Below are 22,966 nucleotides of genomic sequence, written 5' to 3'. Positions count from 1 at the left end.
CGGCACTTCTCATGCGGGGTGGCGAAAGCGTCTTCATGATCGTTAGATAAGGAGGTTTCATGCTCATCACCTGTTTGCGGCACGCCACGGCCGAACCCCACGCCGATCCCATGGCGGATGCCGAGCGGGCCCTGGTTAAAAAAGGCAAGGATCAGGTGGTGCGGGTCGCCGAATTTTGCCGAAAGCATGCGTTGCTTCCAGCCATGCTTTACAGTAGTCCGCTTAGGCGCGCGCAGCAGACCGCCAAATTATTGCACACGCATTTGCCGGACTGCCCGGCCATTGAAGTTGTCGATTGGCTGAGTTTGGGCGCCGATCCGCACGCAATCATTGCCGAACTGAAGATATTGGCGGCTGCCGGCGTAAACGATGTTTGGCTGGTGGGCCATGAACCGGCCATGTCCGGCTTGGTCGCCCGGCTGATCGATGCCGACGACGACAGTATCCTGATTAAAAAGGCGTCATTGACCCGCGTCCAGGCGGACTTTTCCAAGTCGGCGGCGGGGCAGTTGCTATGGAGCATACCTTGCGCGTTAATGTCCGTGAAGTAAGCCTGTTTGCGGGTTTGTTCTTTAAGCGTGGCGCCGGATTAGTCGGCTCGCCCCAACAGTTGCCGGCCATGTTGCTTGACCGGAAAATCGCATTGCGGACAGGCAGCCCGGATTTTTGCCGGATTTCGTCCCGATTAATTGCCGCTGTTCCGATTGGTTCGGTTGTTTTCTGGCGGCGGGAGCGGGATAGGGTTTATAATCGCTAGCTTTGAATTCAATCACACACTGGAAGTATCATGCTGGGTAAGCTGGTTAAATTGGTAATTGGTAGCCGCAACGACAGGCTGATCAAGAAAAAACGCAAGCTAGTCAAAAAAGTCAATGCCTTGGCGGCTGAATATGAAAAACTCTCCGACGCGGCCTTACAAGCCAAAACGCAAGAGTTTCGCGACCGATTGGCGGCAGACGAAAAACTCGACAATCTGATACCCGAAGCGTTTGCGCTGGTGCGCGAAGCTTCCACCCGTGTGTTCGGCCTGCGCCACTTCGATGTACAGCTGATTGGCGGCATGGTGCTGCATAACGGCAAAATCGCCGAAATGAAAACCGGCGAGGGTAAAACCCTGATGGCGACCCTGGCGGCTTATCTGAATGCATTGCCGGGCAAGGGCGTGCATGTCGTCACCGTAAACGATTATCTGGCCCGACGCGACGCCGAGACCATGGGCAAACTGTACGGTTTTCTGGGTTTGACCACCGGCGTCATCGTCAGCGATCTGGACCACGACCAACGCAAGGCCGCCTATGCCGCGGACATTACCTACGGCACCAATAACGAATTCGGTTTCGATTATCTGCGCGACAACATGGCTTTCAGCCTGGAGCAGAAAGTACAGCGCGAGCTGTTTTTCGGTATCGTCGACGAGGTGGACTCGATTCTGATCGACGAAGCCAGAACGCCGCTGATCATCTCCGGCCAAGCCGACGGCAGCACCGATATTTATCTGAAAACCAATCAGGTGATTCCGCACCTGACCCGGCAGCAAAAAGCCGACGATCCGGAACAGCAGGATCAAATGCCGGGCGATTATTTCGTCGACGAAAAATCCCGCCAGGTGCATTTGACCGAAGCCGGTTACGAAAAGGTCGAACATTTATTGGTCGAGCACGGCTTGATCGAGGAAGGTTCCACGCTGTACGACCCCGCCAATATCCGCCTGATGCATTATCTGAATGCGTCTTTGCGCGGGCATGTGCTGTTTCAGAAAGATGTCGATTACGTGGTCAGAAACGACCAAATTATTATCGTCGACGAATTCACCGGCCGGATGATGACCGGGCGGCGTTGGTCGGAAGGCCTGCACCAGGCGATCGAAGCCAAGGAAGGCGTGACCATTCAAAACGAGAACCAGACTCTGGCCTCCATCACCTTCCAAAACTATTTCCGTTTGTACCAAAAACTGTCGGGTATGACCGGTACCGCCGATACCGAAGCCTTCGAGTTGAACAAAATCTATGGCCTGGAAGTAGTGGTGATCCCTACCCACCGGCCGATGATACGCAAGGATATGGGCGATTTGGTCTATCTGTCGGCGCGGGAAAAATACAACGCCGTCATCGAAGACATCAAGGATTGCCACAAACGCGGGCAGCCGGTGTTGGTGGGTACCACCTCCATCGAAAAATCGGAATTGATTTCCAGTTTATTGGCCCAGCAAAACATTCCGCATGAAGTATTGAATGCCAAACAGCACGAGCGCGAAGCGCATATCGTGGAAAACGCCGGCATGCCGGGCGCGGTGACCATTGCCACCAATATGGCCGGACGGGGTACCGATATCGTGTTGGGCGGTAATTTGAGCGCCGAATTGGCCGCGCTGGGCGAGGACGCCGGCGATGCCGAAAAAGAGCAAGTGCGCGGGGCCTGGCTGGACAGGCACGAAAAAGTCATCGCCGCCGGCGGTTTGCATGTGATCGGTTCCGAGAGGCACGAGTCGCGCCGTATCGACAACCAGCTGCGCGGCCGTTCCGGCCGGCAGGGCGACCCGGGTTCCTCGCGGTTTTACCTGTCCTTGGAAGACGATCTGATGCGGATTTTCGCCTCCGACCGGGTGGCCGGTTTGATGCAAAAACTGGGCATGCAGGAAGGCGAGGCCATTGAGCATCCTTGGGTGACGCGTTCCATCGAAAGCGCCCAGCGTAAGGTTGAAGGCCGCAACTTCGATATTCGTAAGGAAATCCTGGCCTACGACGACGTGGCCAACGACCAGCGTAAAGTGGTGTATGCCCAGCGTAACGAATTGATGGCGGCGGAAGACATTTCCGACATCATCTCCGCCATCCGCTCCGATGTCATTAATGACGCCATCACCCAGTTCATTCCGCCGAAAACCATGGAGGAGCAGTGGGACATCGCCGGTCTGGAGGCCTATCTGCAGCAAGATTTGAATATGGCCATGCCGATCGCGCGGATGCTGGACGCCGACCGCAATTTGAACGAACCTAAGTTGCGCCAGCTGATCGTCGAAAAAGCCGAGCAGGAAAGCGAAGCCAAGGCGGCTTCCATCGGGCCGGACGTGATCAGGCATTTCGAAAAATCCGTGATGCTGCAAGTGCTGGACAACAGTTGGAAGGAACATCTGGCGGCCATGGATCAATTGCGCCAAGGCATTCATTTACGCGGCTACGGCCAAAAAGATCCCAAGCAGGAATACAAGCGCGAAGCGTTTGAAATGTTCAATAACCTGTTGAGCCACATCAAGGTGGAAGTGGTGACGATTCTGGCCAAGGTTCAGGTCACCCGGGAAGAGGATGTGCAGGCTATCGACGAACAGCGGCAGGCACCGGTGGAAATGCATTACGAGCATGCCGAGGCGCATTCCGCTTTCGCGCCGGAGCCGGAACAACTTCCGCCGGCAGAGGACGCCGATAGTGCTGAACACCCGTTTGTACGGGAATCGCAAAAAGTCGGGCGCAACGACCCTTGCCCATGTGGTTCAGGCAAGAAATTTAAACATTGCCACGGTAAATTGAGCTAGCCAAGCGATTCGATTTACGGCAGGCAAACGTGCGCCAATGCTGTAAAGCTGGCGCATTTTGCTTTGTAGTGTTAAGTTTTTGCCAAGCAAATATTCACATTCAAAAAGGGTAAAACGATGCCAGTTAAAGTCTTCAGAAAGAGTAACCCGAAAGCCGATATCACCAAACTCCCCAAGCTGGGCATGGAAAAAAAGCATATCGCCGCCGACTTCAAACACTATTACAGCCATCGCTTGGGACGGGACGAAAACTGCCGTTCGCCGCATTACGCTTATGAGGCGTTATCGCTCGCCATCAGCGACCGGCTGGTCGAGCGCTGGAAAAAAACCTACAACGTTTACCGCGACGAAGATTGCAAGAAAGCCTTTTACCTATCGATGGAATTTTTGATGGGGCGCTCGTTAAGCAATGCCATGCTGAATCTGGGCATCGACGACGAAGTCAGTAAGGCCTTGTATGGCATGGGGCTGGAAGCCGAGGAGCTAATGGAAAGCGAACCCGACGCCGGTTTAGGCAACGGCGGTTTGGGCCGGTTGGCGGCTTGTTTCATCGACAGTTGCGCCACCCTGCAGTTGCCGGTCACCGGGTACGGCTTGCGTTACGAATACGGCATGTTCACCCAGGAAATCGTCAACGGCGAGCAGGTGGAAAAACCCGACCACTGGCTGCGTAACGGCAACGTCTGGGAAATCGAACGTCCGGAATACATGACCCGCGTCAAATTCGGCGGCCGTACCCAGTCGCATATCGACGAACACGGCAACAAGCGCACCAGTTGGGTCGACACCCACGATGTTTTGGCCATGCCTTACGACACGCCGGTTCCCGGTTACAAAAACGGCACGGTAAATACCTTGCGGCTATGGAAGGCGATTGCCACCGAAGAATTCAATCTGCAGGAGTTCAACGCCGGCGATTATGCGGAAGCCGTGGCACAGAAGAATACCGCCGAAAACATAACCATGGTGCTGTACCCCAACGACGCCAATGAAAATGGTAAGGCGCTGCGCTTGCAGCAACAATACCTGTTGGCTTCCGCCAGCTTGCAAGACGTGATCGCGAATTGGGTCGGGCGGCACGGCAGAAATTTCTCCAAATTCGCCGAGAAAAATTGCTTTCAACTGAACGACACTCACCCCAGCATCGCGGTGGCGGAATTGATGCGCTTGCTGATGGATATTCACGGCTTGTCCTGGAATGAAGCATGGGGCATTACCCGTAAAACCATGGCTTACACCAACCATACCCTGTTGCCGGAAGCGCTGGAAAAATGGTCCGTCAATTTGATGCAGAATCTGTTGCCGCGGCTGATGGAGATTATTTTCGAAATCAACGCCCACTTTCTGGCCGAGGTATCGGCGCGCTGGCCGGGCGAAAATGAACGTTTGACGAGGATGTCGCTGATCGAGGAAGGCCATGTCAAGCAAGTCCGCATGGCTTATCTGGCCATAGCCGGCAGCTTCTCGGTGAACGGAGTGGCCGAATTGCATTCCAAATTATTGAAGGAAGGCTTGTTTAAGGATTTTTACGAGTTATGGCCGGACAAGTTCAACAACAAAACCAACGGCGTCACCCCGCGGCGTTGGCTGGCGGGCTGCAATCCGGAATTGGCGGAATTCATTACCGCCACCATAGGCGACGCCTGGATCACCGATTTGTCGCAATTGGAAAAACTGAAACCCTATGCCGAAGACGCCTCGTTCCGGAAAACCTGGCGCGATTTGAACCAAGCCAGCAAACAGCGTTTGGTGGACTTCAAAAAAGCCGAGCTGGACATCGAAATCAATGTGGATGCCCTGTTCGATGTGCAAGTGAAACGCATACACGAGTACAAGCGGCAAATGCTGAATGTGCTGCATGTGATTCATTTGTACGACCGGATCAAGCGCGGCGATACGCAAAACTGGGTGGACCGCTGCGTGTTAATCGGCGGCAAGGCGGCACCGGGTTATGTGATGGCCAAAAAGATCATCAAACTGATCAACAACGTCGCTAGTGTGATCAATAACGATCCCGAAGTGGGCGATAAGCTGAAACTGGTGTTTCTGCCCAATTACCGGGTGTCGGCGATGGAAAAAATCTGCCCGGGCGCCGATTTGTCCGAGCAGATTTCCACCGCCGGCAAGGAGGCCTCCGGCACCGGCAACATGAAATTCATGATGAACGGCTCCTTGACCATAGGCACGCTGGATGGGGCCAACATTGAAATTCGCGAGGAAGTAGGCGAGGAAAATTTCTTCCTGTTCGGTTTGACCGAGCAGGAAGTGGAAGCCTTGCGGCCGCATTATAATCCGCAAGCCTATATCGATCAGGACGCCGATTTGCAGGGGGTGTTGCGTTTGCTGGAATGCGGACACTTCAATCAGTTCGAACCCGGTATCTTCGACGATGTGATTGCCTCGATCAAAAATCCGCACGACCCCTGGATGACCATTGCCGACTTCCGCAGCTACGTGGATGCGCAAAGACGCGTGGATCAAGCGTGGCGCGACCAGGAATACTGGACCAAGATGAGCATCATGAATACAGCCGCCAGCGGTAAGTTCTCCACCGACCGCACCATCGGCGATTACAACCGCGAGATCTGGAAACTGTCGCCGATTGACGTCAACAGCAAATAAACCATGCTGGATATTGTCCTGTTCGAGCCCGAAATACCGGCGAATACGGGCAATATCATCCGCTTGTGCGCCAACACCGGTGCGCAACTGCATTTGATCCAACCGCTCGGCTTTGAATTGGACGACAAACGGTTACGCCGGGCGGGTTTGGATTATCACGAATGGGTCAGCGTCAAACAGTACGCGTCCCTGAACGACTATATCGAGCACAGCCAACCCAGGCGGGTGTTGGCGTTGACCACAAAAGGCAGCCAAAGTTACGGCAACATCAAATTTCAGACCGGCGATGCCTTGTTATTCGGTCCCGAATCGCGCGGCCTGCCGGCCGATTTTCTCGCCCAGCATCCAGCCGCATTGAAAGTCTATTTGCCGATGCGGCAGGAAAGCCGCAGTTTGAATCTGTCCAACACGGTGGCTATCGTGCTTTACGAGGCCTGGAAACAGCTGGGTTTTCCGGGGGCGCATTGCCGATAGCGGCTTGTCTGGTGGGCTCGCTTTTTGTGCCCACGCGGTGGAAGGCTTGCAGCAATAATGTTTTGCTATCGCGAGGCTTGCTTGAATGCCGGTTCTCTCCGTCCGGCGGCTAAGTGAAAGCAACCAGTTCAGTACATTTTTGTTGAGCTGATGCCGGCGCATGGATAAAGTCTTTGAGGTCAACTGCTTGGTTGCCCACATATAGCTTTTCCTTTTCCATTTCCCAGCGTTTTTTGAAGTAGTCGAGAAATAGTTCGGACATATTCCAGTGATCGGATTCGAACAATTCATGATTGCCTGATTTAAGTTCGGTTTCCCAATGCAAATACGGCATTTTTGAAACCGGTTCGGTCAGATAAAAGCTGTTATATACTTCAACTTTTTTGGATTCCTTATGGATGACGATAAACAGCGGCAGGCTGGGCAGGCCGTCATAGACAAACACGCCTAAGGAACCTGTTACGCTGTCGTCGATACGACTGATCACGTCCTCCAGCGACACTTTAAACAGCTTGGAATATTCATTGAACTCATGCGGATTAAAGCCGTTGGTTTCCTGGGCGCGCAATTCGCCGCTTCGGCAATCGGCTTTTAAAATCAGTATCCTGAAATTAACCCCGGTTTTGACGGCGTTTTCCAGTTCACGGGATTTGTTTTTGAAACGGGGATCGAAGGTTATCAGCCAATAAACGTAATCTCCCGGTTTCAGGCCATGCATAATCGGGCTGAAATCGAACTCCTTATTAGTGATGCCTAAAAATCCCCTTTTAACGGAGTTCATTAAAACGCCATCGACATATTTGCCCAACGTCGCGTGTAAACTTATTTCCGCCTCTTTATGTTCTTCGGCGGCGATAAACCAATGATGAAAATAACCGGCCGAAACGATCACGGATATGAACAAACCAAATTCCGAAATGACTTTGAATATCCATTCGTATTCTTGATAAGCAGGATTATGGGCCAGCCCCTCGAATAATTTATAAACGGTAAATCCGCCAAACACCATCACTAAAGCCAATAGCCATTTAAGTTTCATTGTAGTGGTCATGACTGATCCTTTATTCCGGGGGGAATTGGCCTAAGTATCCTCCTTCGGCGATTCCTTGCCAATACGCAAAAGGACAGGCTGGAGTGATTCAAAGGCAGTATGTTGGCGCCGATTGAAAATTGATTAGGTAATCCACGGATCCTGCTGCGATTTTAGGCGGGAGCAAAACCCGAGTGAAATACATGTCAATGTTCGCAAAAGTTCGTCGCTTGTTTCATCGCAACCACCTCACTATCAGTGAAATCCAGCACCGGACCAGTCTGTCGCGTAATACCATTAAAACCTAGTTCAAGGAAGGCAACCCGGTATCTCAAAAGGCCACAGGTTACCAGTAAGCTGACGCCTTACATGCCTACTCTGTTACTAGCGCGGGAAGTCGACTCTCGACGTGCTAAGCGGGAATCGGCGTGCCTCTCGAAGTTGGTGGCGGTTTTGCGATTGTAATCAGTGGCCGACAATCAATCGGATTGGGTGGCTTGTCAAATCCGCAAAGATAAAATCGCCAACTATGTTGAATGGTTTTATTCCCTTCTCTGACCCAGCTTCGCTTCAATAATTTAGGGTCTATATCTTGACTTAAATGCTCAGTAGATACTTTTGAAAATTAGTATTACCCTGTCTTTTATAAGATGAATTTATGCTTATACTTCAAGGAGATAAAACCATGAAAACATTACATGAAAAATACGGCCTGGGATGGATGCGTGATCTGCCTGATATTAGGGACTATTCGCCTGAGCATGAAGCAATCAAACCGATGCTTAAAAAGCTCAAAGTCTTGTCGGAGCCGGCAACGTTAGCGACGAAAGTAGATCTTAGAGCATGGTGTTCGCCTATCGAAGATCAGGGGGCATTAGGTTCTTGCACCGCCAACGCGGGCGTTGGATTGATCGAATTCTATGAAAGAAAGGCTTATGGTGTAGCGCTGGATGCTTCCAGATTATTCCTTTACAAAGCGACGCGTAATCTTTTGGGCTGGACTGGCGATACAGGCGCTTTTTTAAGGTCCACCATGGGTGCGATGGTCTTGTTCGGTGTACCGCCGGAAAAGTATTGGCCTTATAAAGTCGCTGACTTCGATGTGGAACCCTCCGCGTTTTTATATGCCTTTGCTCAGTCTTACCAGGCGATTAATTATTACCGGCTCGATCCTCCAGGCACTACATCTGCAAACTTACTTAATCAGATCAAAACCAATTTAGCGGGCAATATGCCCGTCATGTTTGGATTTACGGTTTATGACTCGTACAGGCAGGCAGAGGGTGCCGGTAAAGGCAAAATTCCTTTCCCTTGCCCTAAAGACAAGGTTGTGGGCGGACATGCGATTGTGGCGGTCGGCTATGACGATGCTATGAAAATCAAGAACAGCAATTGTGGTTCAGCCACCACCGGCGCGTTATTAATCAGAAACTCCTGGGGAACCAGCTGGGGCGATGAGGGGTACGGTTGGCTGCCCTATGAATATGTACTGAAAGGACTAGCGGTGGATTGGTGGGCATTGCTCAAGCACGAGTATATCGAAACCAAGAAATTCGGGCTTTAGAGCTTATTAAGTAAAGCCTTGGGGGGAATCCCGTAAATCTTGACGAATAACGAAGTCCCTTAAGGCAAGCCAAAGATCAGTCATAACGCATGAACTGAGCGACAAAAGAGGCATGATTTGCAAAACGTGACTATTAACTAGCCGCCAACGAAATGAAACGTACTTGGCAACTCAAATTGATGAGGTTTTAACCCGGAAAGTCTAGGGTGTATTTAATTGTACGACTTGTTCAGACTGATCTGTTTTAAAAGTATTTGATTAAATAATGCTTATGAGTCATATGCGAAGATACTCACCCGAGACAGTCAAACGTCAGATGGCGGCCCAATATAATTCTTAGCGATTTCAAGGCATTACTACTACATCCATCATGTAATATTTTTCGGCGACATTTTAACGCACAAGGAAATAGGTCAGAAATTGATACATAAAATTCAATAATAAATACACTCGAGGAGTGCGTCATGAAACATAGTCAATTCGTCCTTATCTTCGCATTATTGCTAGTAACCTCGTCACCCTCGTCCGCTACAAATCCTAGCAATAATGAGTTGATGTTACAATCGCAACAACGACTGACCGGTATGCGCGAGACGTTAGGTCTCGATGAGAATCATTCCTTTCAATTTCAAAATCTTCAGCAGGACAAACTGGGGCAAACTCATGTCCGCTTCCAACAGCTCTACCGTGGTATACGCATCTGGGGAGGGGAAGTCATTACTCATACACAACCAAACCAGATAGAACGTCCCCCCACCACTTTTGCGCTTAAGCAAGACATTCAAGTCGATACCGAGCCGAAACTTTCCGTTACCGACGTACTGGCTGTCGTTAAAAAGGATATCGCTCCTCGCGCTGATTTCATCACTAAACCGCTGACCGAGCTCGTGGTCTATCCCGAAACAACTAAACAGGTATTACCGCGCAAGACCCTTGTTGCCGAAAACAAACTGAACGCTGAAGACTTTATTAGCGAAGTGAAGGGTTACCTGTTGGCCTATTATGTCCATACCGAGCTGGAATCACCGGGTGACACACGACACACGGATTATCTGGTGAATGCCCACACCGGCGCGATCATCGAAAAATGGGATAGTCTTCGTACCGATAATGCCTTAGGCACCGGCAAAAGCCAATACAGTGGCACGGTGAGTCTAAACACCAATAGCTTGGCTAGCGGATTTGAGTTAAGGGATTTGACCAGACCGGCCAGCGGCGGCAACGTGGTTTATAATCTTGACCATTCCACTTCAGGCACCGGTACGCTCTATAAGGACTCCGATAATATCTGGGGCGACGGCAACAATTTCAAGGAAGAACCTGAATCCACCGCATCCGACAATGGCCAGACAGCCGCGGTAGATGCTGCTTTTGGCATACAAGCCACCTGGGATATGTATAAAAACGTTTTCGGACGTAGTGGTATTGATGGACTGGGCAGCCCAACCTATGCCCGCGTACATTACGACAACGCTTACGATAACGCCTTCTATTCCGACTATTGCATGTGCATCACTTACGGCGACGGCACCAAACTGCAGACACTGACGGCAATCGATGTCGCTGCCCATGAATTTTCGCATGGGGTTTGTTCTACGTCGGCCAATCTGATTTACAACAAGGAATCCGGCGGCCTGAACGAAGCCAATTCCGACATCATAGGCACAATGACCGAATTTTACGCGCGGGGCGCCAATGGCAAAGGCAATATCATCCCCGACACTGGCGGAAACTGGACGCACGGTGAACAGATCACAACCGCAGCCTATCCGTTAAAAATGCGCTTCCTGTACAAGCCCAGCAAGGATGGCAATAGCGCCGATGCCTGGAGCCCAACGTTACAAAACCTGGATGTACATTACAGTTCCGGCCCCATGAATCGCGCCTTTTATTTTCTGAGTCAAGGCGCCACCACTAGCGGTGAAACAGCAAGTTCTTATTTGCCGCAAGGCATGAAAGGCATTGGTAACGACAAGGCAGCCAAAATTTGGTATCGCGCCTTAACCACTTACATGACTTCCTCTACAGACTACTTGGGTGCCCGAGTTGCCAATATTCAGGCGGTGCGTGATCTATTCGCTGTTTCGGGGCCAGAAGAAATCGCGGTATGGAATGCCTTCGCGGCGATCAATGTAGGCAGTGCCTGGTCTGGCGCCGATACGCCGCCATCCGTCACCGTGAGTGAAATCGGCCAAAAAGGCATCCTGACCTTTAATGCCACTGCCACTGATGATAAAGGGGTCGTGAAAGTTGAGTTTCTGCTGGATGGCGCCTTGGTGGGCACTAAAACCGCATCGCCTTACTCAGTAACCTATGATTCCGTCATGCAGGATGACGGCAGTCACACGTTGGTTGCCAAAGCCACCGATACTACGGGGCAATACACTAATGCCACCATGACCTTTACGATTGCCAATGGACAATTGATACGTAATGGTAGCTTTGAAAAAGGTTATGGCGTGGGCTGGTCGAATACGACCGGTATGCAGATCGGCGCCATTTTGCGCCAAACCCCTTACGACGGCATCAAGATGGCCAAGTTTTGCGGTACCGGCTCACAAATGAGCGTCGCTCTTTATCAGTCGGTCAATATTCCAGCCAACGTATCCTCGACAACATTGAGCTATGCCCTACATATCGAAACCCAGGAGACCAGCAAAACTTCGGTTCGCGATACCCTTGCCGTGCAGATCCGCAGCAGTTCAGGGACTATTCTTAAAACACTGGCCACTCACAGTAATTTGAACGCAGCCAGCGGTTATCAGATTTATAGCCATGATTTGGCCGCCTATAAAGGGCAAACCATCCAAGTCTATTTCTTGGGAGCCGAGGATTCGGCGCTCGCCACCGGATTTATCCTGGACAAGGTCAATCTCAACGTAACCGATGGCGGTAACGAAATTGACGATAAAGCCCCCACTGTCAGCGCCAGCGAGAGTGGTTCTAGCGGTACCATTACGTTATCCGCCGTCGCTACCGATAATGTTGGCGTCACTAAAGTAGAGTTTTTTGTCGATAATAAATCTATAGGAACTGATCAGATCGCGCCTTATAGCATTGAGCTGGACAGCACCACGCTCACCAAGGGCAGCCATACGCTGGTAGCAAAAGCGTATGACGCGACTGGCAACTTAGGCGTGTCATCCCCCGTGACCTTTATGGTCGACAATACAATTATTGACGAAGAATCGCCGGTCATTTCTGTTAGTGAGAGCGGCTCTAGCGGGCATATCACCTTCAATGCCACCGCCACGGACAATGTTGGCGTCACTAAAGTGGAGTTCTATGTCGACAACAATCTTAAAGGCGCGGATACGACTGTGTCTTACAGCATGGTTCTGGATTCTCTGACGTTGGACGACGGCAATCACTTGCTGATGGGTAAAGCCTTCGATGCCGCCGGCAATATCGGCACCTCCACTACTGTGACTTTTGCGATCAATAATGGCGGGGCGACCTCCACTACCTACGACGAGGTTGAGAACAATGGCACAATTCGCACAGCCAATACTATCAGCGCCACAGTCACAAAGATCATAGGCTATATCGGCAATTCTGCCGACCAAGACTACTTCAAGATCAATCTTGCTGCCGGTCAAAGCCTCACGGTGAATATGAAGGGGCCGGCAAAGGATTACGATCTTTACTTGATGAATAGTTCCGGCAGCAGACTAAGAACCAGCGCCAACGTGGGTTCAACCGAGTCAGTGAGTTACAAAAACACCTCGGCCTCGATTGTCAGCTATTACATCAAGGTAGTTGCTTTTGGTGGTGCTTACAGCACAACTGTGCCTTATAACCTTACCTTAATCCATTAATAGCGGACTATTTCCCGAAGGGGCGCTTTCATTCGCCCTTTCGGGTTTTCTACACAATTTGTGACATGACAAAGCTAACCCTTTAATGCCTTGGCAGTTAATCATGTCAGTTTTTAAGGGCGACTATGCACCGGTTGATTGATAGCTACCTTACTTTCTTCGTTTTCTTTATCTGGATCGGTGCTGCCTCGGCACAAGCAAGCAAAGTTAGTTTGGATACAGAATTTTCTCTGAGAGTAGGTCAAACGGTAACGATTGAAGACGAAGGACTCGTTATCAAATTTAAGGCTGTTCTCGAAGATTCACGCTGCCCTGTTAATGCTGTTTGTGTATGGGCGGGTAACGGCAAAGCCGAATTAGAAGTCATTGAGATAGCTGGACAAAATAAAACAGTGCTCTTGAATACCGAGGATAAACCGAAAGAAATAGCCTTGAAGGGGCACGAGCTAAAATTGATCGCGTTAAACCCGCCCAGAATCGACGGCGTATCGATTTCATCCGGAGATTACGCAGTAACGTTGTACGTCAAAAAAAAGTAATCCGACTCAAGCTGAAACTTAGCCATTTTGCATACGTCTCGATAGCGTCGACTTAAGTTCAGGGCCTTTTGAAAAATCAATGACTTAAACACTATTTAACTTACATGCAAGAAAACACCATTCGTTTTGCAAATTGTCACCGAATGGTTACTGTCTACTTTCAAGATTTTAGTTGTAAAGGAGAGGCTTGTGAAAAAGATATTGGCTATAAGTAGGCGCGGTGTATCGGCAGCCTTGATGATTCTGTCAGGCGGATTACTTTCAAGTTGCAAAGTCGATGGGACGCATCTGCTCGCTATGGATTCGGCATCTGAAATAGAGTCGACAGCGGTACCTGCTCCGGCAGATAGCAAAACCAATATGGTCATTCCCATGATCCCGGATTCTGAAAAGGAGCTGACAACAGCCTCTTCTCGGAAAGATGCTAATACTAGCTCGGCTATACCTGAATTTGACTCCTTCGGGATCATCGTCCACCAGAATGCAGTCCCGGATTCGTACATCGTCCAGTTTAAGGACGATATGGTGGTGGCTAAAGGCCAGAATCTGATCCTCAATATGGATCGCGCGAAGAACATCGCGCGCATGGTCGTCGAGGAGAACCAGCTCAAGACCGTCAAGTTGGGCCACGTCTTTAATGCCGCCATTCGGGGTTTCTCGGCTCAGATGTCCCACGAGGAAGCGGCGGCCCTGGTTAAGGATCCTCGTGTATTATTGGTGGAACAGGACGCTTATGTCCACGTCAACACCGTGTACACAAACCCCGGATGGGCTCTGGATCGAATTGATCAAGCTAGCCCGACCCTGAACAATTCCTTCGCGACCACCATGACCGGTGCAGGTGTTCACATTTACAACCTCGACCAAGGCGCTCTTTCCACGCACACTGAATTTGCCGGCCGGATGCAATGCGGCGCTGCCAACAGCCCGGACATCCAGGGTGGTATGTCGGGGGGATGTGTTGAGGGAGCTAAAATGTTTAGCACCAGCGTCAGCATCGGGAGTAAGGCTCCCTATACCCCTTCGCCAGCGATCATCTCTGGAGACAAGGTCATGGTGAAAATCTACGGTGGAACTGGTGATGCAGACCTCTACGTGAAAAAGGGTTCTGCACCCACCGCCTCAAACTACGATTGCCGCCCTTATACATCGAGCAACACCGAAACCTGCGACATGTCTTCTTTCGGAACGGGTACTTACTACATCATGGTCTACGGTTACCGAGCTGTGACCGGGTTGACCTTGGAGAGATTCGATGCCTGTGCATCTACTAGCCAAGGAACATATGGGGACGCCTGCACGAGCGGGAAGAGCGGTACACACGGAACAGGGACGCTCAGCCTCTCTGGTGGGGCCACTGCCGGTGTGGCGAAGGCAGCTATCCTGCACACCGTTCGAACAATGCCAAATTCAGGCTACGGCCTCCTGTCCGACCAAGTTGCGGGTTTTAACTGGGTTTTAGCGAACAATGGCTCGAACATTTCCATAATCAATTTCAGCATCGGAGAAGACGCTGTCTACGCCACCGAGGACAATTCCATAGCCGCATGCGTCGATGCCGGAATCTTTGTGTCGGTCGCCGCAGGGAACAATATGCAGGACGCTGCGAAAACTTCCCCCGGCTCATCCCCTGCGGCCTTCGTGGTTGGAGCTACCTCTCAGGCCGATTCGGTCGCTGACTACTCGAACTGGGGTGCCGCAGTGGATATTTGGGCTCCGGGTACAAATGTAAGGTTCGCGACAAATACTTCCAACACCGCCTTCACGACTGATGACGGGACCTCTTTCGCCTCACCGCTCACTGCGGGGGTGGCTGCGTTGTATCGCGGGCAAAACCCGAGCGCCACCGTACCCGAGGTCAAAACCGCAATTCTCAGCGCCGCTGCCAGCGGTAAACTAACAGGCTATTTAGGCCCGGCTGGCAACTTGGCTCCCAATCTTTTCTTGCAGAGTTTCGGAACGAGCTGTGGGGATACCGTGTGCAACGGTATCGAGACCAATGCACATTGCGCGAGCGACTGCTCGGCCGATGGTGGCGGCAGTTGTCCCGGTGTTAATTGCACCGCTTGGCCGCAATCGAACCTATCCGCCACCCGAAATGTAATGAAACAGATTGGAACCGTCACATGCAACAATCCCACCATTACATCATCGGGGGGAACGCCGGATGCCGATCTTTACGTGAAAATCGGTGGTTGGCCCAGCTATTCGTCCAAGACCTGCGTGTCGGAGTCGTCTAGTAATGTTGAGACCTGTAATATGACAAACGGCAATGTGAAGTACTATATCAGCCTGTACGGGTACAACAGTGCCCCCTCTGGAGTAACCTTTTCCGTAGTTTGTCACTAAAGTGTTCTTTGGGGTGTTAATACCACAAGTTCGAGTATTTTATGTTCATGAGTTTAAAGATCCCTCGCGCGAATAGCCATTTCTATAGCAACTCTTCCAACGGCTGGCTTTACAAATCCAACCAACAGCCAGATCGTGATTTTTTTCATTTCGGTGGTGGCGTTTCAACGGTTAAGGCTCATGGAATTCAACTGTTTGTTGATTACGAGCAATTGTCTGGCAATTTTCTGCATAACATCTGGACTGTTTCTGCTGGATTATGTTCGGAGTTTTGAAGGCAGGGGAAGCAATTACTCTGTAATGCATCAAGATCTTTAACAGGCAGTTATACATTCAAGCTTTCGCTACCGGCCGATTTTTATTCACAATCCATTCGCTCCACGATCCCGCGTAAAGTTTGGAGCCGCTCAATCCGGCGATTTCCATCGCTAACAGATTGTGGCAGGCGGTGACGCCCGAACCGCACATGTGCACGACTTGCGCCGGCGGCCGTAAATGAGTCAAGGTTTGGAATTGGGTTTTTAGCTGCTCTGCGGGCAGGAACAAGCCTTGTTTATCCAGGTTCAATTGAAATGGCCGATTGACCGCCTTGGGTACGTGGCCGGAGACCGGGTCGATGGGTTCCTGCAGGCCTTGGAAGCGTTCCGGCGTGCGGGCGTCTATTAACGTGATGCTGTTAGCGGCCAGGGCATTTTCAACTTCGGCAGCGCTTAACCATTGTTGTTGATCCAGATAACAGCGGAAATGGCTGGGCGTTATTTTAGGTAGAACCGTGGTAAACGGCAGATTTTGTTTTTGCCAATATTGGATTCCGCCATCCAGTACGGCAACATTCTGGTGGCCCATGGTTCTCAGTAACCACCATAGGCGGCCGGCAAAAGCGCCGCCGGCATCGTCATATACCACGACTTGGCTGCGGTTGCCGACACCCCAGGCACCCAGCTGTTGAGAAAGCGCCGCAAAGTTGGGTAGGGGATGGCGGCCGGTATAGCTCTGCACCGGCGCTGACAGCTGCTGGTTTAAGTCCGCGTAACGCGCGCCGGGAATATGGCCTTGGCGATAGGCTTTGCTGCCGGCGGTGTCGTCGGCTAAAGAAAAGCGGCAGTCGAAAATCACCCAATCGGATTTGTGCAGGTTGGCTGCCAGCTCGGCAGCGGAAATAAGTGTGGTATAGGCCATTTAAATCTCCAAAATGATTTTGCCGAAATGCTGGTTGCCGGCCATGCGGGCGTGCGCTTGCTCGGCGTCCGCCAGCGGAAAGACGGAATCCAGGCTAGGTTTGAGTGTGCCGGCCTCCAGTAATGGCCAGACTTTTTCGCGTAATTGTAAAGCAATACCGGCTTTGAAATCGTCCTCGCGGGCGCGCAGCGTCGAGCCGGTGATGGTTTGGCGCTTGAGCATGATGTGCCACAGGTTGACTTCGCTTTTGGCGCCGTTTTGAATGGCAATCTGCACCAAGCGGCCTTCAACGGCCAGACATTTGAGGTTACGCGGCAGGTAGTCGCCGCCTACCATATCCAGAATGACGTCGACGCCGCAGTTTCGGGTCAATTGATTGATAGTTTCGACAAAATCCTGTTGCCGGTAATTGATGGCGGCGTCTGCGCCGAGATCGAGACAGTGACGACATTTTTCCTCGCTGCCCGCCGTGACATAAATGGTATGACCGAAGGCCTTGGCCAGCTGGATGGCGGTAGTGCCGATGCCGCTGCCACCGCCATGTACCAGCAGGCTTTCGCCGGAGGCTAGCCGGCCGCGTTCGAAGACATTGCTCCAGACGGTAAAAAAAGTTTCAGGTAAGGCGGCGGCTTCGGTAAAAGTCAATCCGTTTGGCATGGGTAGGCAGCAGACTTCGTTGGCCACGCAATATTCGGCGTAGCCGCCGCCGGTAAGCAACGCACAAACCGCGTCTCCGGGTTTGAAACCGGTCACGTTGCCGCCGGTTTCCACGACGATGCCGGCTACTTCCAATCCCAATATCGGCGAGGCGCCGGCAGGCGGCGGATATACGCCCTGGCGCTGCATTAAATCCGGCCGGTTAATCCCGGCGGCCTTGACCTCGATCAAGACCTGGAAATCGTTCGGAACCGGTGTGGGCAGTTCGCTCAGCGTTAATGCGTTTCCGGCGGTATTGGGGATGATTTCAATCGCGCGCATGTTTAAGGGGTTTTTCGGAGTGGCGATAGTCTTTATTATATGCGGCTTTATGCTCGGCGTTGCAGGCGGTTTTGCGGCGTTCCCGGCTTCATTTTGATAACTGATGAGATACAAAATACATGATACGTGCTGGCATTGTGGGCGGTACCGGCTATACCGGGGTGGAATTATTACGGATTTTGGCGTTGCATCCGGAGGTGGCGGTTTCGGCGGTCACGTCGCGCGCCGATGCCGGACAGCGCGTGGATAAACTGTATCCCAGTCTCAGAGGTTTATGCGATGCGGCGTTTAGTTTGCCTGAAATCGACAATTTGGCGGCTTGCGACGTGGTGTTTTTTGCTACGCCCAATGGCACGGCAATGCAAATGGCAGCGGATTTATTGGCGCGCGGCGTCAAAGTGATCGACCTGTCGGCCGATTTTCGCATCAAGGACGTAGCCGAATGGGAAAAATGGTACGGCATGCAACATGCCAGTCCGGAATTGATTACCGAAGCGGTTTACGGTTTGCCGGAAGTCAACCGGGAGGCGATTAAACAGGCCCGCCTGATTGCCTGTCCGGGGTGTTATCCCACCGCCGTGCAGTTGGGTTTTTTGCCCTTGCTGGAAAATGGCCTGGTCGATACGCAGTATTTGATTGCCGATGTGAAATCCGGGGTCAGCGGAGCAGGCCGGAAAGCCGAAATTTCATCATTGATGAGCGAGGCCGGCGAGAGTTTTAAAGCCTATGCGGTGGCCGGGCATCGGCATTTGCCGGAAATTCGGCAAGGCCTGCAGCTTGCTACGTCTGAATCGGTCGGTTTGACTTTTGTGCCGCATCTGACGCCGATGATACGCGGGATTCACGCGACCTTGTATGCGCGCTTAAGGGGTGGCGCCGATCTGCAGGCGCTATTCGAACAGCGTTATCAAAACGAAGCATTCGTGGATGTGTTGCCGGCCGGCTCGCACGCCGATACCCGTAATGTGCGGGGTAGCAATCGTTGCCAAATTGCCGTGCATCAGCCGCAAGGCGGCGATACCGTGGTGATTTTGTCGGTGATCGACAATTTGGTGAAAGGCGCCTCGGGCCAGGCAGTGCAGAATATGAATCTGCTATTCGGTTTGCCTGAACAGCAAGGTCTGGAAACGGTGGCGCTATATCCTTAAAACGGGTTTAAACCGGGTGGCCCGGATAAATGCCGCCCAGTATCACCGGCACGCTGGCACCGGTAACGCTGCACAGATTGCCGGTTAAGCCATTGAGAGTTTGCCGCGCCAACCAGGCGAAGGCCATGGCTTCCACATGGTCGGGGTTGACGCCGTATTCGGCGGTCGACAGTACCGGTATCGGCAACTTGTTACGTAACATGGCCATTAATTGCCGATTATGCACGCCGCCGCCGCAGACCAATACTTGGCTACTGTCGGCCGCATGCGCCAGTATGGCGTTGGCAATACTATCGGCGCTGAATCGGCACAGAGTGGCTTGAATGTCGGCGGGTTGGCAGGCTGAATAATCCGTGAGTTTTGCGGCAAGCCAGGCCGGCGAGAAATATTCCTTGCCCGTGCTTTTGGGCGGTGCTTGCCGGAAATAAGGGTCGTCCAGAAGTTGCTGAAATAAAGCCGGTTGAACTTGGCCTGTCTTGGCCCAGTCGCCGTTAGCATCGTAATTGCGGCCGGTATTCAGTCGGCACCAATGGTCCATCAGCGTGTTGCCGGGGCCCGTGTCGAAGCCCCGTACACCTTGAGCGGTTAGCAGACTGATATTGGCAATACCGCCTATATTCAGCACGGTAACAGTCTTGCCGGGGGTGCCAAACAGGGCTTGGTGGAATGCAGGCACTAGCGGTGCGCCCTGGCCGCCGACGGCTATGTCGCGGCGGCGGAAGTCGCTAATCGTGGCGATGCCGGTGGTTTGCGCTATGCGATTAGGGTCGCCGATCTGCAGCGAAAAACCGTATGGTCCTTGTGGCGCGTGATAAACGGTTTGACCGTGGCTGCCTATGGCCTTAATTTCCGTGGCCGGTATGTCCGTATTCTTAAGCAGGGCCAGGGCGGCTTCGGCGAATAATTGGCCGAGTTGCGCATCCAGCGTGCCGTAATCGTTCAATAAAATGGCTGTATCGGGCTGGCTGATCCGATGGATTTGGCTTCTGAGTTCGTCCGGAAAGGCTTGATAGTGAAAAGCGATCAGGCGGGGAAGGGAGGGGCTAAAATCGACGAGACCGGCATCGATACCATCGAGGCTGGTCCCGGACATTAAGCCGATATAAAGCTCGGTTTTCGGGTTAATTTTTAGCAAGCAAGGCGTCGCCTTTGGCCTTTTGCAATTCGGCCATCAGTGGCTGGGTTTGGGCTTTGAATTTGGCTAACACTGCTTTATCCATAGGCAGGCTGCGAGGCAGCTTGGCGGTGACAGGGTTGACATGCTGGCCGGCAATGCGGAATTCGTAATGTAAATGCGGGCCGGTAGCCAAGCCGGTTTTGCCGACATAACCGATCACGTCGCCTTGTTTAACGGTGCTGCCGACTTTGTGGCCGGATTTGAAGCCGGAAAGGTGGGCATACAACGTGGAATATTTTTGACCGTGCTCGATTTCAACTACATTTCCGTAGCCGTTTTTTACGCCATGGAAAACGATTTTACCGTCGCCGGTGGTTTTGACCGGCGTGCCGATGGAAGCCGAATAATCGACGCCTTTATGGGCGCGTATGGTATTGAGTATCGGGTGCTTGCGGTGTAGATCAAAGTGCGAGCTGATTTTTGCAAAATCCATCGGATTTTGTAAAAAAGCTTTGCGCAGGCTGTTGCCTTCTGGGCTGTAGTAACCGGTATGGCCTTGATTGTCCGCAAAACGCACCGCAGTGTAGGCTTTGCCTTGGTTAATGAATTCGACCGATAAAATATCGCCGGTGTCGAATTCCTTGCCGTCAACGAATAGTTTTTCGTAAACCACCGTGAACTCATCGCCTTCGCGCAAGTTGAGGGCAAAGTCGATGTCCCAGGCAAAAATGTCGGCCAGTTTCAAGATTATTTTTTCGGACAGGCCGGCTTTTACGCCGTCCTCGAATAACGATGATTGTATCGTGGCCTTGGCGCTGCTGATTTGATGGTCGATTTTTTTGCTGAACAGCTTAACGTCAAATCCATCGTCACTGCGGGTGGCTACCAGGGTTTCGAAAGGGTTTTTTGCGTAAGTGAGCTGTTCCAGTTCGCCTTCGGCATTAACCGTTGCAACCACATCCTGTCCGGGTAGCATGTCGGCGAATTGCTTGCCCGTGGCATTGGAATGAATGATTTTGTGCAAATCCTCGCGGCTGAGATTCAGGTCCGAGAAGATGGTCGATAGATTTTCGCCCGATTTAACCGTGTGCTCCATGTCTTCGGAAAAGGTGGCTTCCGGCTGAGCAGGGGCGACGTAATTAGTATATTGATTGACCTTGGAGGAGATCAGTTTTTCTTGTTCCAGGGATTTTGAGTCTTGAAAGTTTTTGTAAGGGATAAGTCCGTAACTTGCGCTAGCGGCAACAACGGTGCAGGTGCTTAACAGCACCGTTTTGAGTATTCTGTTTTTCACAGCAATCACACTTCATTGGTTGTCGAGCGGTTCATTGTAGGCAATTTTTGCGGATATGGCGAACTTTAAGGCCAATTTGTCCTGAATTATCGGGTCGATAATTTATAATGAGCGTAAACATGATTATTTTAGGAGAAGGAAATTGTTGCAAGAAACCTTGGCCCAGCTGCGATATGGAGCGGATGAAATTCTGTTGGAAGCGGAACTGATTAAGAAATTGGAAGAAAATCGTCCGCTAACGGTTAAAGCAGGTTTTGATCCCACGGCTCCCGATTTGCATCTAGGGCATACCGTGTTGATTAATAAGCTGAAACAGTTTCAAGACGCGGGGCACAGGGTGCAGTTTTTGATCGGGGACTTTACCGCGATGATAGGTGATCCAACCGGTAAGAATGTCACTCGGAAGCCCTTAAGCCGGGAGGCGGTGGTCGAAAATGCCAAAACCTACCAGGAGCAGGTGTTCAAAATACTGGATCCGGAAAAAACGGAAATCAAGTTTAACTCCGAATGGATGGGGGCAATGTCCAGCGCCGAAATGATTCAGCTCGCCGCTAAGCACACGGTTGCTCGTATGTTGGAGCGCGACGATTTTCATAAGCGTTATAAAGGCGGGCAGCCTATCGCCATTCATGAATTCTTGTATCCGCTAATTCAGGGTTACGATTCGGTGGTAATGAAGGCCGACGTGGAATTAGGAGGCACCGATCAGAAATTTAATTTATTGATGGGGCGGCATTTACAGGAAATTTACGGGCAAAAACCGCAGGTGGTCTTAACCATGCCGATTCTGGAGGGTTTGGATGGTGTGCAAAAAATGTCCAAGTCCCTGAATAACTATATCGGTATAGCCGATGCGCCGGATGATATGTTCGGTAAGATAATGTCGGTATCGGACGATTTAATGTGGCGCTATTTCGAATTGTTAAGCTTCAAGCCGATGGTGGAAATCGAGAAATGGCGTAAAGAGTGTCGAGCTGGAGCTAACCCGAGAAACTATAAGGTTAGTCTTGGTCAGGAGATTGTATCCAGGTTTCATGGTAAGCAGGCGGCGGAAAAGGCGCTGGAAAATTTTGAAGCGCGCTTCCAGCGTGGTGCCTTACCAGATGATATGCCTGAAATTCAGTTGCCGGCGGATGCGCAAGGAATGCCTATCGCCAATTTATTAAAAGAAGCGGGTCTTGTGGCTAGTACGTCCGAAGCTTTGCGTATGATTAAACAAGGGGCGGTAAAAATTGACGGTGAAAAATTGGAAGATACGAAAGCGGTTTTGGCTGTTGCCAGTAATCACGTTTATCAAGTAGGTAAACGAAAATTTGCCAAAGTTG

16 protein-coding genes are annotated in these 22,966 nt (G+C 51.5%); 11 read left to right on the top strand and 5 right to left on the bottom strand.

Translation table 11 applies throughout. The features are described from left to right. Positions 1-59 precede the first annotated feature (59 nt). The 4 genes from sixA to trmL all read left to right on the top strand — a co-directional run bounded on the left by sixA (position 60) and on the right by trmL (position 6,625). Positions 60-551 (top strand): phosphohistidine phosphatase SixA, encoded by a 492-nt coding sequence (sixA, locus tag NP596_RS04915; RefSeq protein WP_256614149.1) that lies wholly within the window; start codon positions 60-62, stop codon positions 549-551. A gap of 236 nt (positions 552-787) precedes the next feature. After that, positions 788-3,529, top strand: coding sequence for a preprotein translocase subunit SecA (gene secA, locus NP596_RS04910; protein ID WP_256614148.1), 2,742 nt, complete (start codon positions 788-790; stop codon positions 3,527-3,529). Between the two features lie 117 nt (positions 3,530-3,646). Continuing rightward, the gene (locus NP596_RS04905) at positions 3,647-6,151 is read left to right on the top strand and encodes a glycogen/starch/alpha-glucan phosphorylase (protein WP_256614147.1); all 2,505 of its coding nucleotides are present in this window, start codon (positions 3,647-3,649) and stop codon (positions 6,149-6,151) included. A gap of 3 nt (positions 6,152-6,154) precedes the next feature. Further along, the gene (gene trmL, locus NP596_RS04900) at positions 6,155-6,625 is read left to right on the top strand and encodes a tRNA (uridine(34)/cytosine(34)/5-carboxymethylaminomethyluridine(34)-2'-O)-methyltransferase TrmL (RefSeq protein WP_256614146.1); all 471 of its coding nucleotides are present in this window, start codon (positions 6,155-6,157) and stop codon (positions 6,623-6,625) included. Positions 6,626-6,734: 109 nt separating this feature from the next. Here the strand turns inward: trmL and NP596_RS04895 are convergent, their stop codons facing one another. Beyond that, positions 6,735-7,676 carry a hypothetical protein gene (locus NP596_RS04895; RefSeq protein ID WP_256614145.1) on the bottom strand — a complete coding sequence of 314 codons (942 nt, stop codon included), beginning with the start codon at positions 7,674-7,676 and terminating at the stop codon, positions 6,735-6,737. A gap of 664 nt (positions 7,677-8,340) precedes the next feature. Between NP596_RS04895 and NP596_RS04890 the strand changes: the two genes are divergently transcribed. The 5 genes from NP596_RS04890 to NP596_RS04870 all read left to right on the top strand — a co-directional run bounded on the left by NP596_RS04890 (position 8,341) and on the right by NP596_RS04870 (position 16,200). After that, positions 8,341-9,219, top strand: coding sequence for a C1 family peptidase (locus NP596_RS04890; protein ID WP_256614144.1), 879 nt, complete (start codon positions 8,341-8,343; stop codon positions 9,217-9,219). Positions 9,220-9,683: 464 nt separating this feature from the next. Beyond that, positions 9,684-13,037 carry a M4 family metallopeptidase gene (locus tag NP596_RS04885; RefSeq protein WP_256614143.1) on the top strand — a complete coding sequence of 1,118 codons (3,354 nt, stop codon included), beginning with the start codon at positions 9,684-9,686 and terminating at the stop codon, positions 13,035-13,037. Between the two features lie 125 nt (positions 13,038-13,162). Further along, the gene (locus NP596_RS04880) at positions 13,163-13,576 is read left to right on the top strand and encodes a hypothetical protein (RefSeq protein ID WP_256614142.1); all 414 of its coding nucleotides are present in this window, start codon (positions 13,163-13,165) and stop codon (positions 13,574-13,576) included. Positions 13,577-13,765: 189 nt separating this feature from the next. Continuing rightward, on the top strand, positions 13,766-15,925 hold the full coding sequence (locus tag NP596_RS04875; RefSeq protein WP_256614141.1) for a S8 family serine peptidase: 2,160 nt from the start codon (positions 13,766-13,768) through the stop codon (positions 15,923-15,925). A gap of 47 nt (positions 15,926-15,972) precedes the next feature. Beyond that, positions 15,973-16,200 carry a hypothetical protein gene (locus NP596_RS04870; RefSeq protein WP_256614140.1) on the top strand — a complete coding sequence of 76 codons (228 nt, stop codon included), beginning with the start codon at positions 15,973-15,975 and terminating at the stop codon, positions 16,198-16,200. Positions 16,201-16,258: 58 nt separating this feature from the next. Here the strand turns inward: NP596_RS04870 and NP596_RS04865 are convergent, their stop codons facing one another. Together NP596_RS04865 and NP596_RS04860 are read right to left on the bottom strand one after the other, a co-directional pair. Next, positions 16,259-17,104 carry a sulfurtransferase gene (locus tag NP596_RS04865; RefSeq protein WP_256614139.1) on the bottom strand — a complete coding sequence of 282 codons (846 nt, stop codon included), beginning with the start codon at positions 17,102-17,104 and terminating at the stop codon, positions 16,259-16,261. Then, positions 17,105-18,082, bottom strand: a complete 978-nt coding sequence (locus tag NP596_RS04860; RefSeq protein ID WP_256614138.1) for an NAD(P)H-quinone oxidoreductase — start codon at positions 18,080-18,082, stop codon at positions 17,105-17,107. Between the two features lie 119 nt (positions 18,083-18,201). On the opposite strand from NP596_RS04860, the gene argC reads away from it, so the two are divergent. Then, positions 18,202-19,230, top strand: coding sequence for an N-acetyl-gamma-glutamyl-phosphate reductase (argC, locus tag NP596_RS04855; protein ID WP_256614137.1), 1,029 nt, complete (start codon positions 18,202-18,204; stop codon positions 19,228-19,230). Between the two features lie 7 nt (positions 19,231-19,237). Here argC and NP596_RS04850 read toward each other — a convergent pair whose 3' ends face one another. Both NP596_RS04850 and NP596_RS04845 read right to left on the bottom strand, forming a co-directional pair. Next, positions 19,238-20,365 carry an anhydro-N-acetylmuramic acid kinase gene (locus NP596_RS04850; protein WP_256614136.1) on the bottom strand — a complete coding sequence of 376 codons (1,128 nt, stop codon included), beginning with the start codon at positions 20,363-20,365 and terminating at the stop codon, positions 19,238-19,240. After that, a complete protein-coding gene (locus NP596_RS04845) occupies positions 20,352-21,641 on the bottom strand; it encodes an OapA family protein (RefSeq protein WP_256614135.1) in 1,290 nt (429 codons plus the stop codon). Before NP596_RS04845 ends, NP596_RS04850 begins: the two co-directional genes overlap by 14 nt. Positions 21,642-21,786: 145 nt before the next feature. Between NP596_RS04845 and tyrS the strand changes: the two genes are divergently transcribed. Further along, a partial coding sequence (gene tyrS, locus NP596_RS04840) for a tyrosine--tRNA ligase (protein ID WP_371927904.1) occupies positions 21,787-22,966 on the top strand: 1,180 nt, incomplete at its 3' end.

The sequence above is a fragment of the Methylomonas rivi genome, assembly GCF_024505165.1.
GTDB classification, from domain to species: domain Bacteria; phylum Pseudomonadota; class Gammaproteobacteria; order Methylococcales; family Methylomonadaceae; genus Methylomonas; species Methylomonas rivi.
Note: the sequence above shows the minus strand (reverse complement) of the source record. Positions and strands in the feature narration are given on the sequence as shown.

Bases quoted from the DNA above. Each gene is read 5' to 3' on its own strand.
- sixA (WP_256614149.1), top strand. From the start codon at position 60: ATGCTCATCACCTGTTTGCGGCACGCCACGGCCGAACCCCACGCCGAT.
- secA (WP_256614148.1), top strand. From the start codon at position 788: ATGCTGGGTAAGCTGGTTAAATTGGTAATTGGTAGCCGCAACGACAGG.
- NP596_RS04905 (WP_256614147.1), top strand. From the start codon at position 3,647: ATGCCAGTTAAAGTCTTCAGAAAGAGTAACCCGAAAGCCGATATCACC.
- trmL (WP_256614146.1), top strand. From the start codon at position 6,155: ATGCTGGATATTGTCCTGTTCGAGCCCGAAATACCGGCGAATACGGGC.
- NP596_RS04895 (WP_256614145.1), bottom strand. From the start codon at position 7,676: ATGACCACTACAATGAAACTTAAATGGCTATTGGCTTTAGTGATGGTG.
- NP596_RS04890 (WP_256614144.1), top strand. From the start codon at position 8,341: ATGAAAACATTACATGAAAAATACGGCCTGGGATGGATGCGTGATCTG.
- NP596_RS04885 (WP_256614143.1), top strand. From the start codon at position 9,684: ATGAAACATAGTCAATTCGTCCTTATCTTCGCATTATTGCTAGTAACC.
- NP596_RS04880 (WP_256614142.1), top strand. From the start codon at position 13,163: ATGCACCGGTTGATTGATAGCTACCTTACTTTCTTCGTTTTCTTTATC.
- NP596_RS04870 (WP_256614140.1), top strand. From the start codon at position 15,973: ATGAGTTTAAAGATCCCTCGCGCGAATAGCCATTTCTATAGCAACTCT.
- NP596_RS04865 (WP_256614139.1), bottom strand. From the start codon at position 17,104: ATGGCCTATACCACACTTATTTCCGCTGCCGAGCTGGCAGCCAACCTG.
- NP596_RS04860 (WP_256614138.1), bottom strand. From the start codon at position 18,082: ATGCGCGCGATTGAAATCATCCCCAATACCGCCGGAAACGCATTAACG.
- argC (WP_256614137.1), top strand. From the start codon at position 18,202: ATGATACGTGCTGGCATTGTGGGCGGTACCGGCTATACCGGGGTGGAA.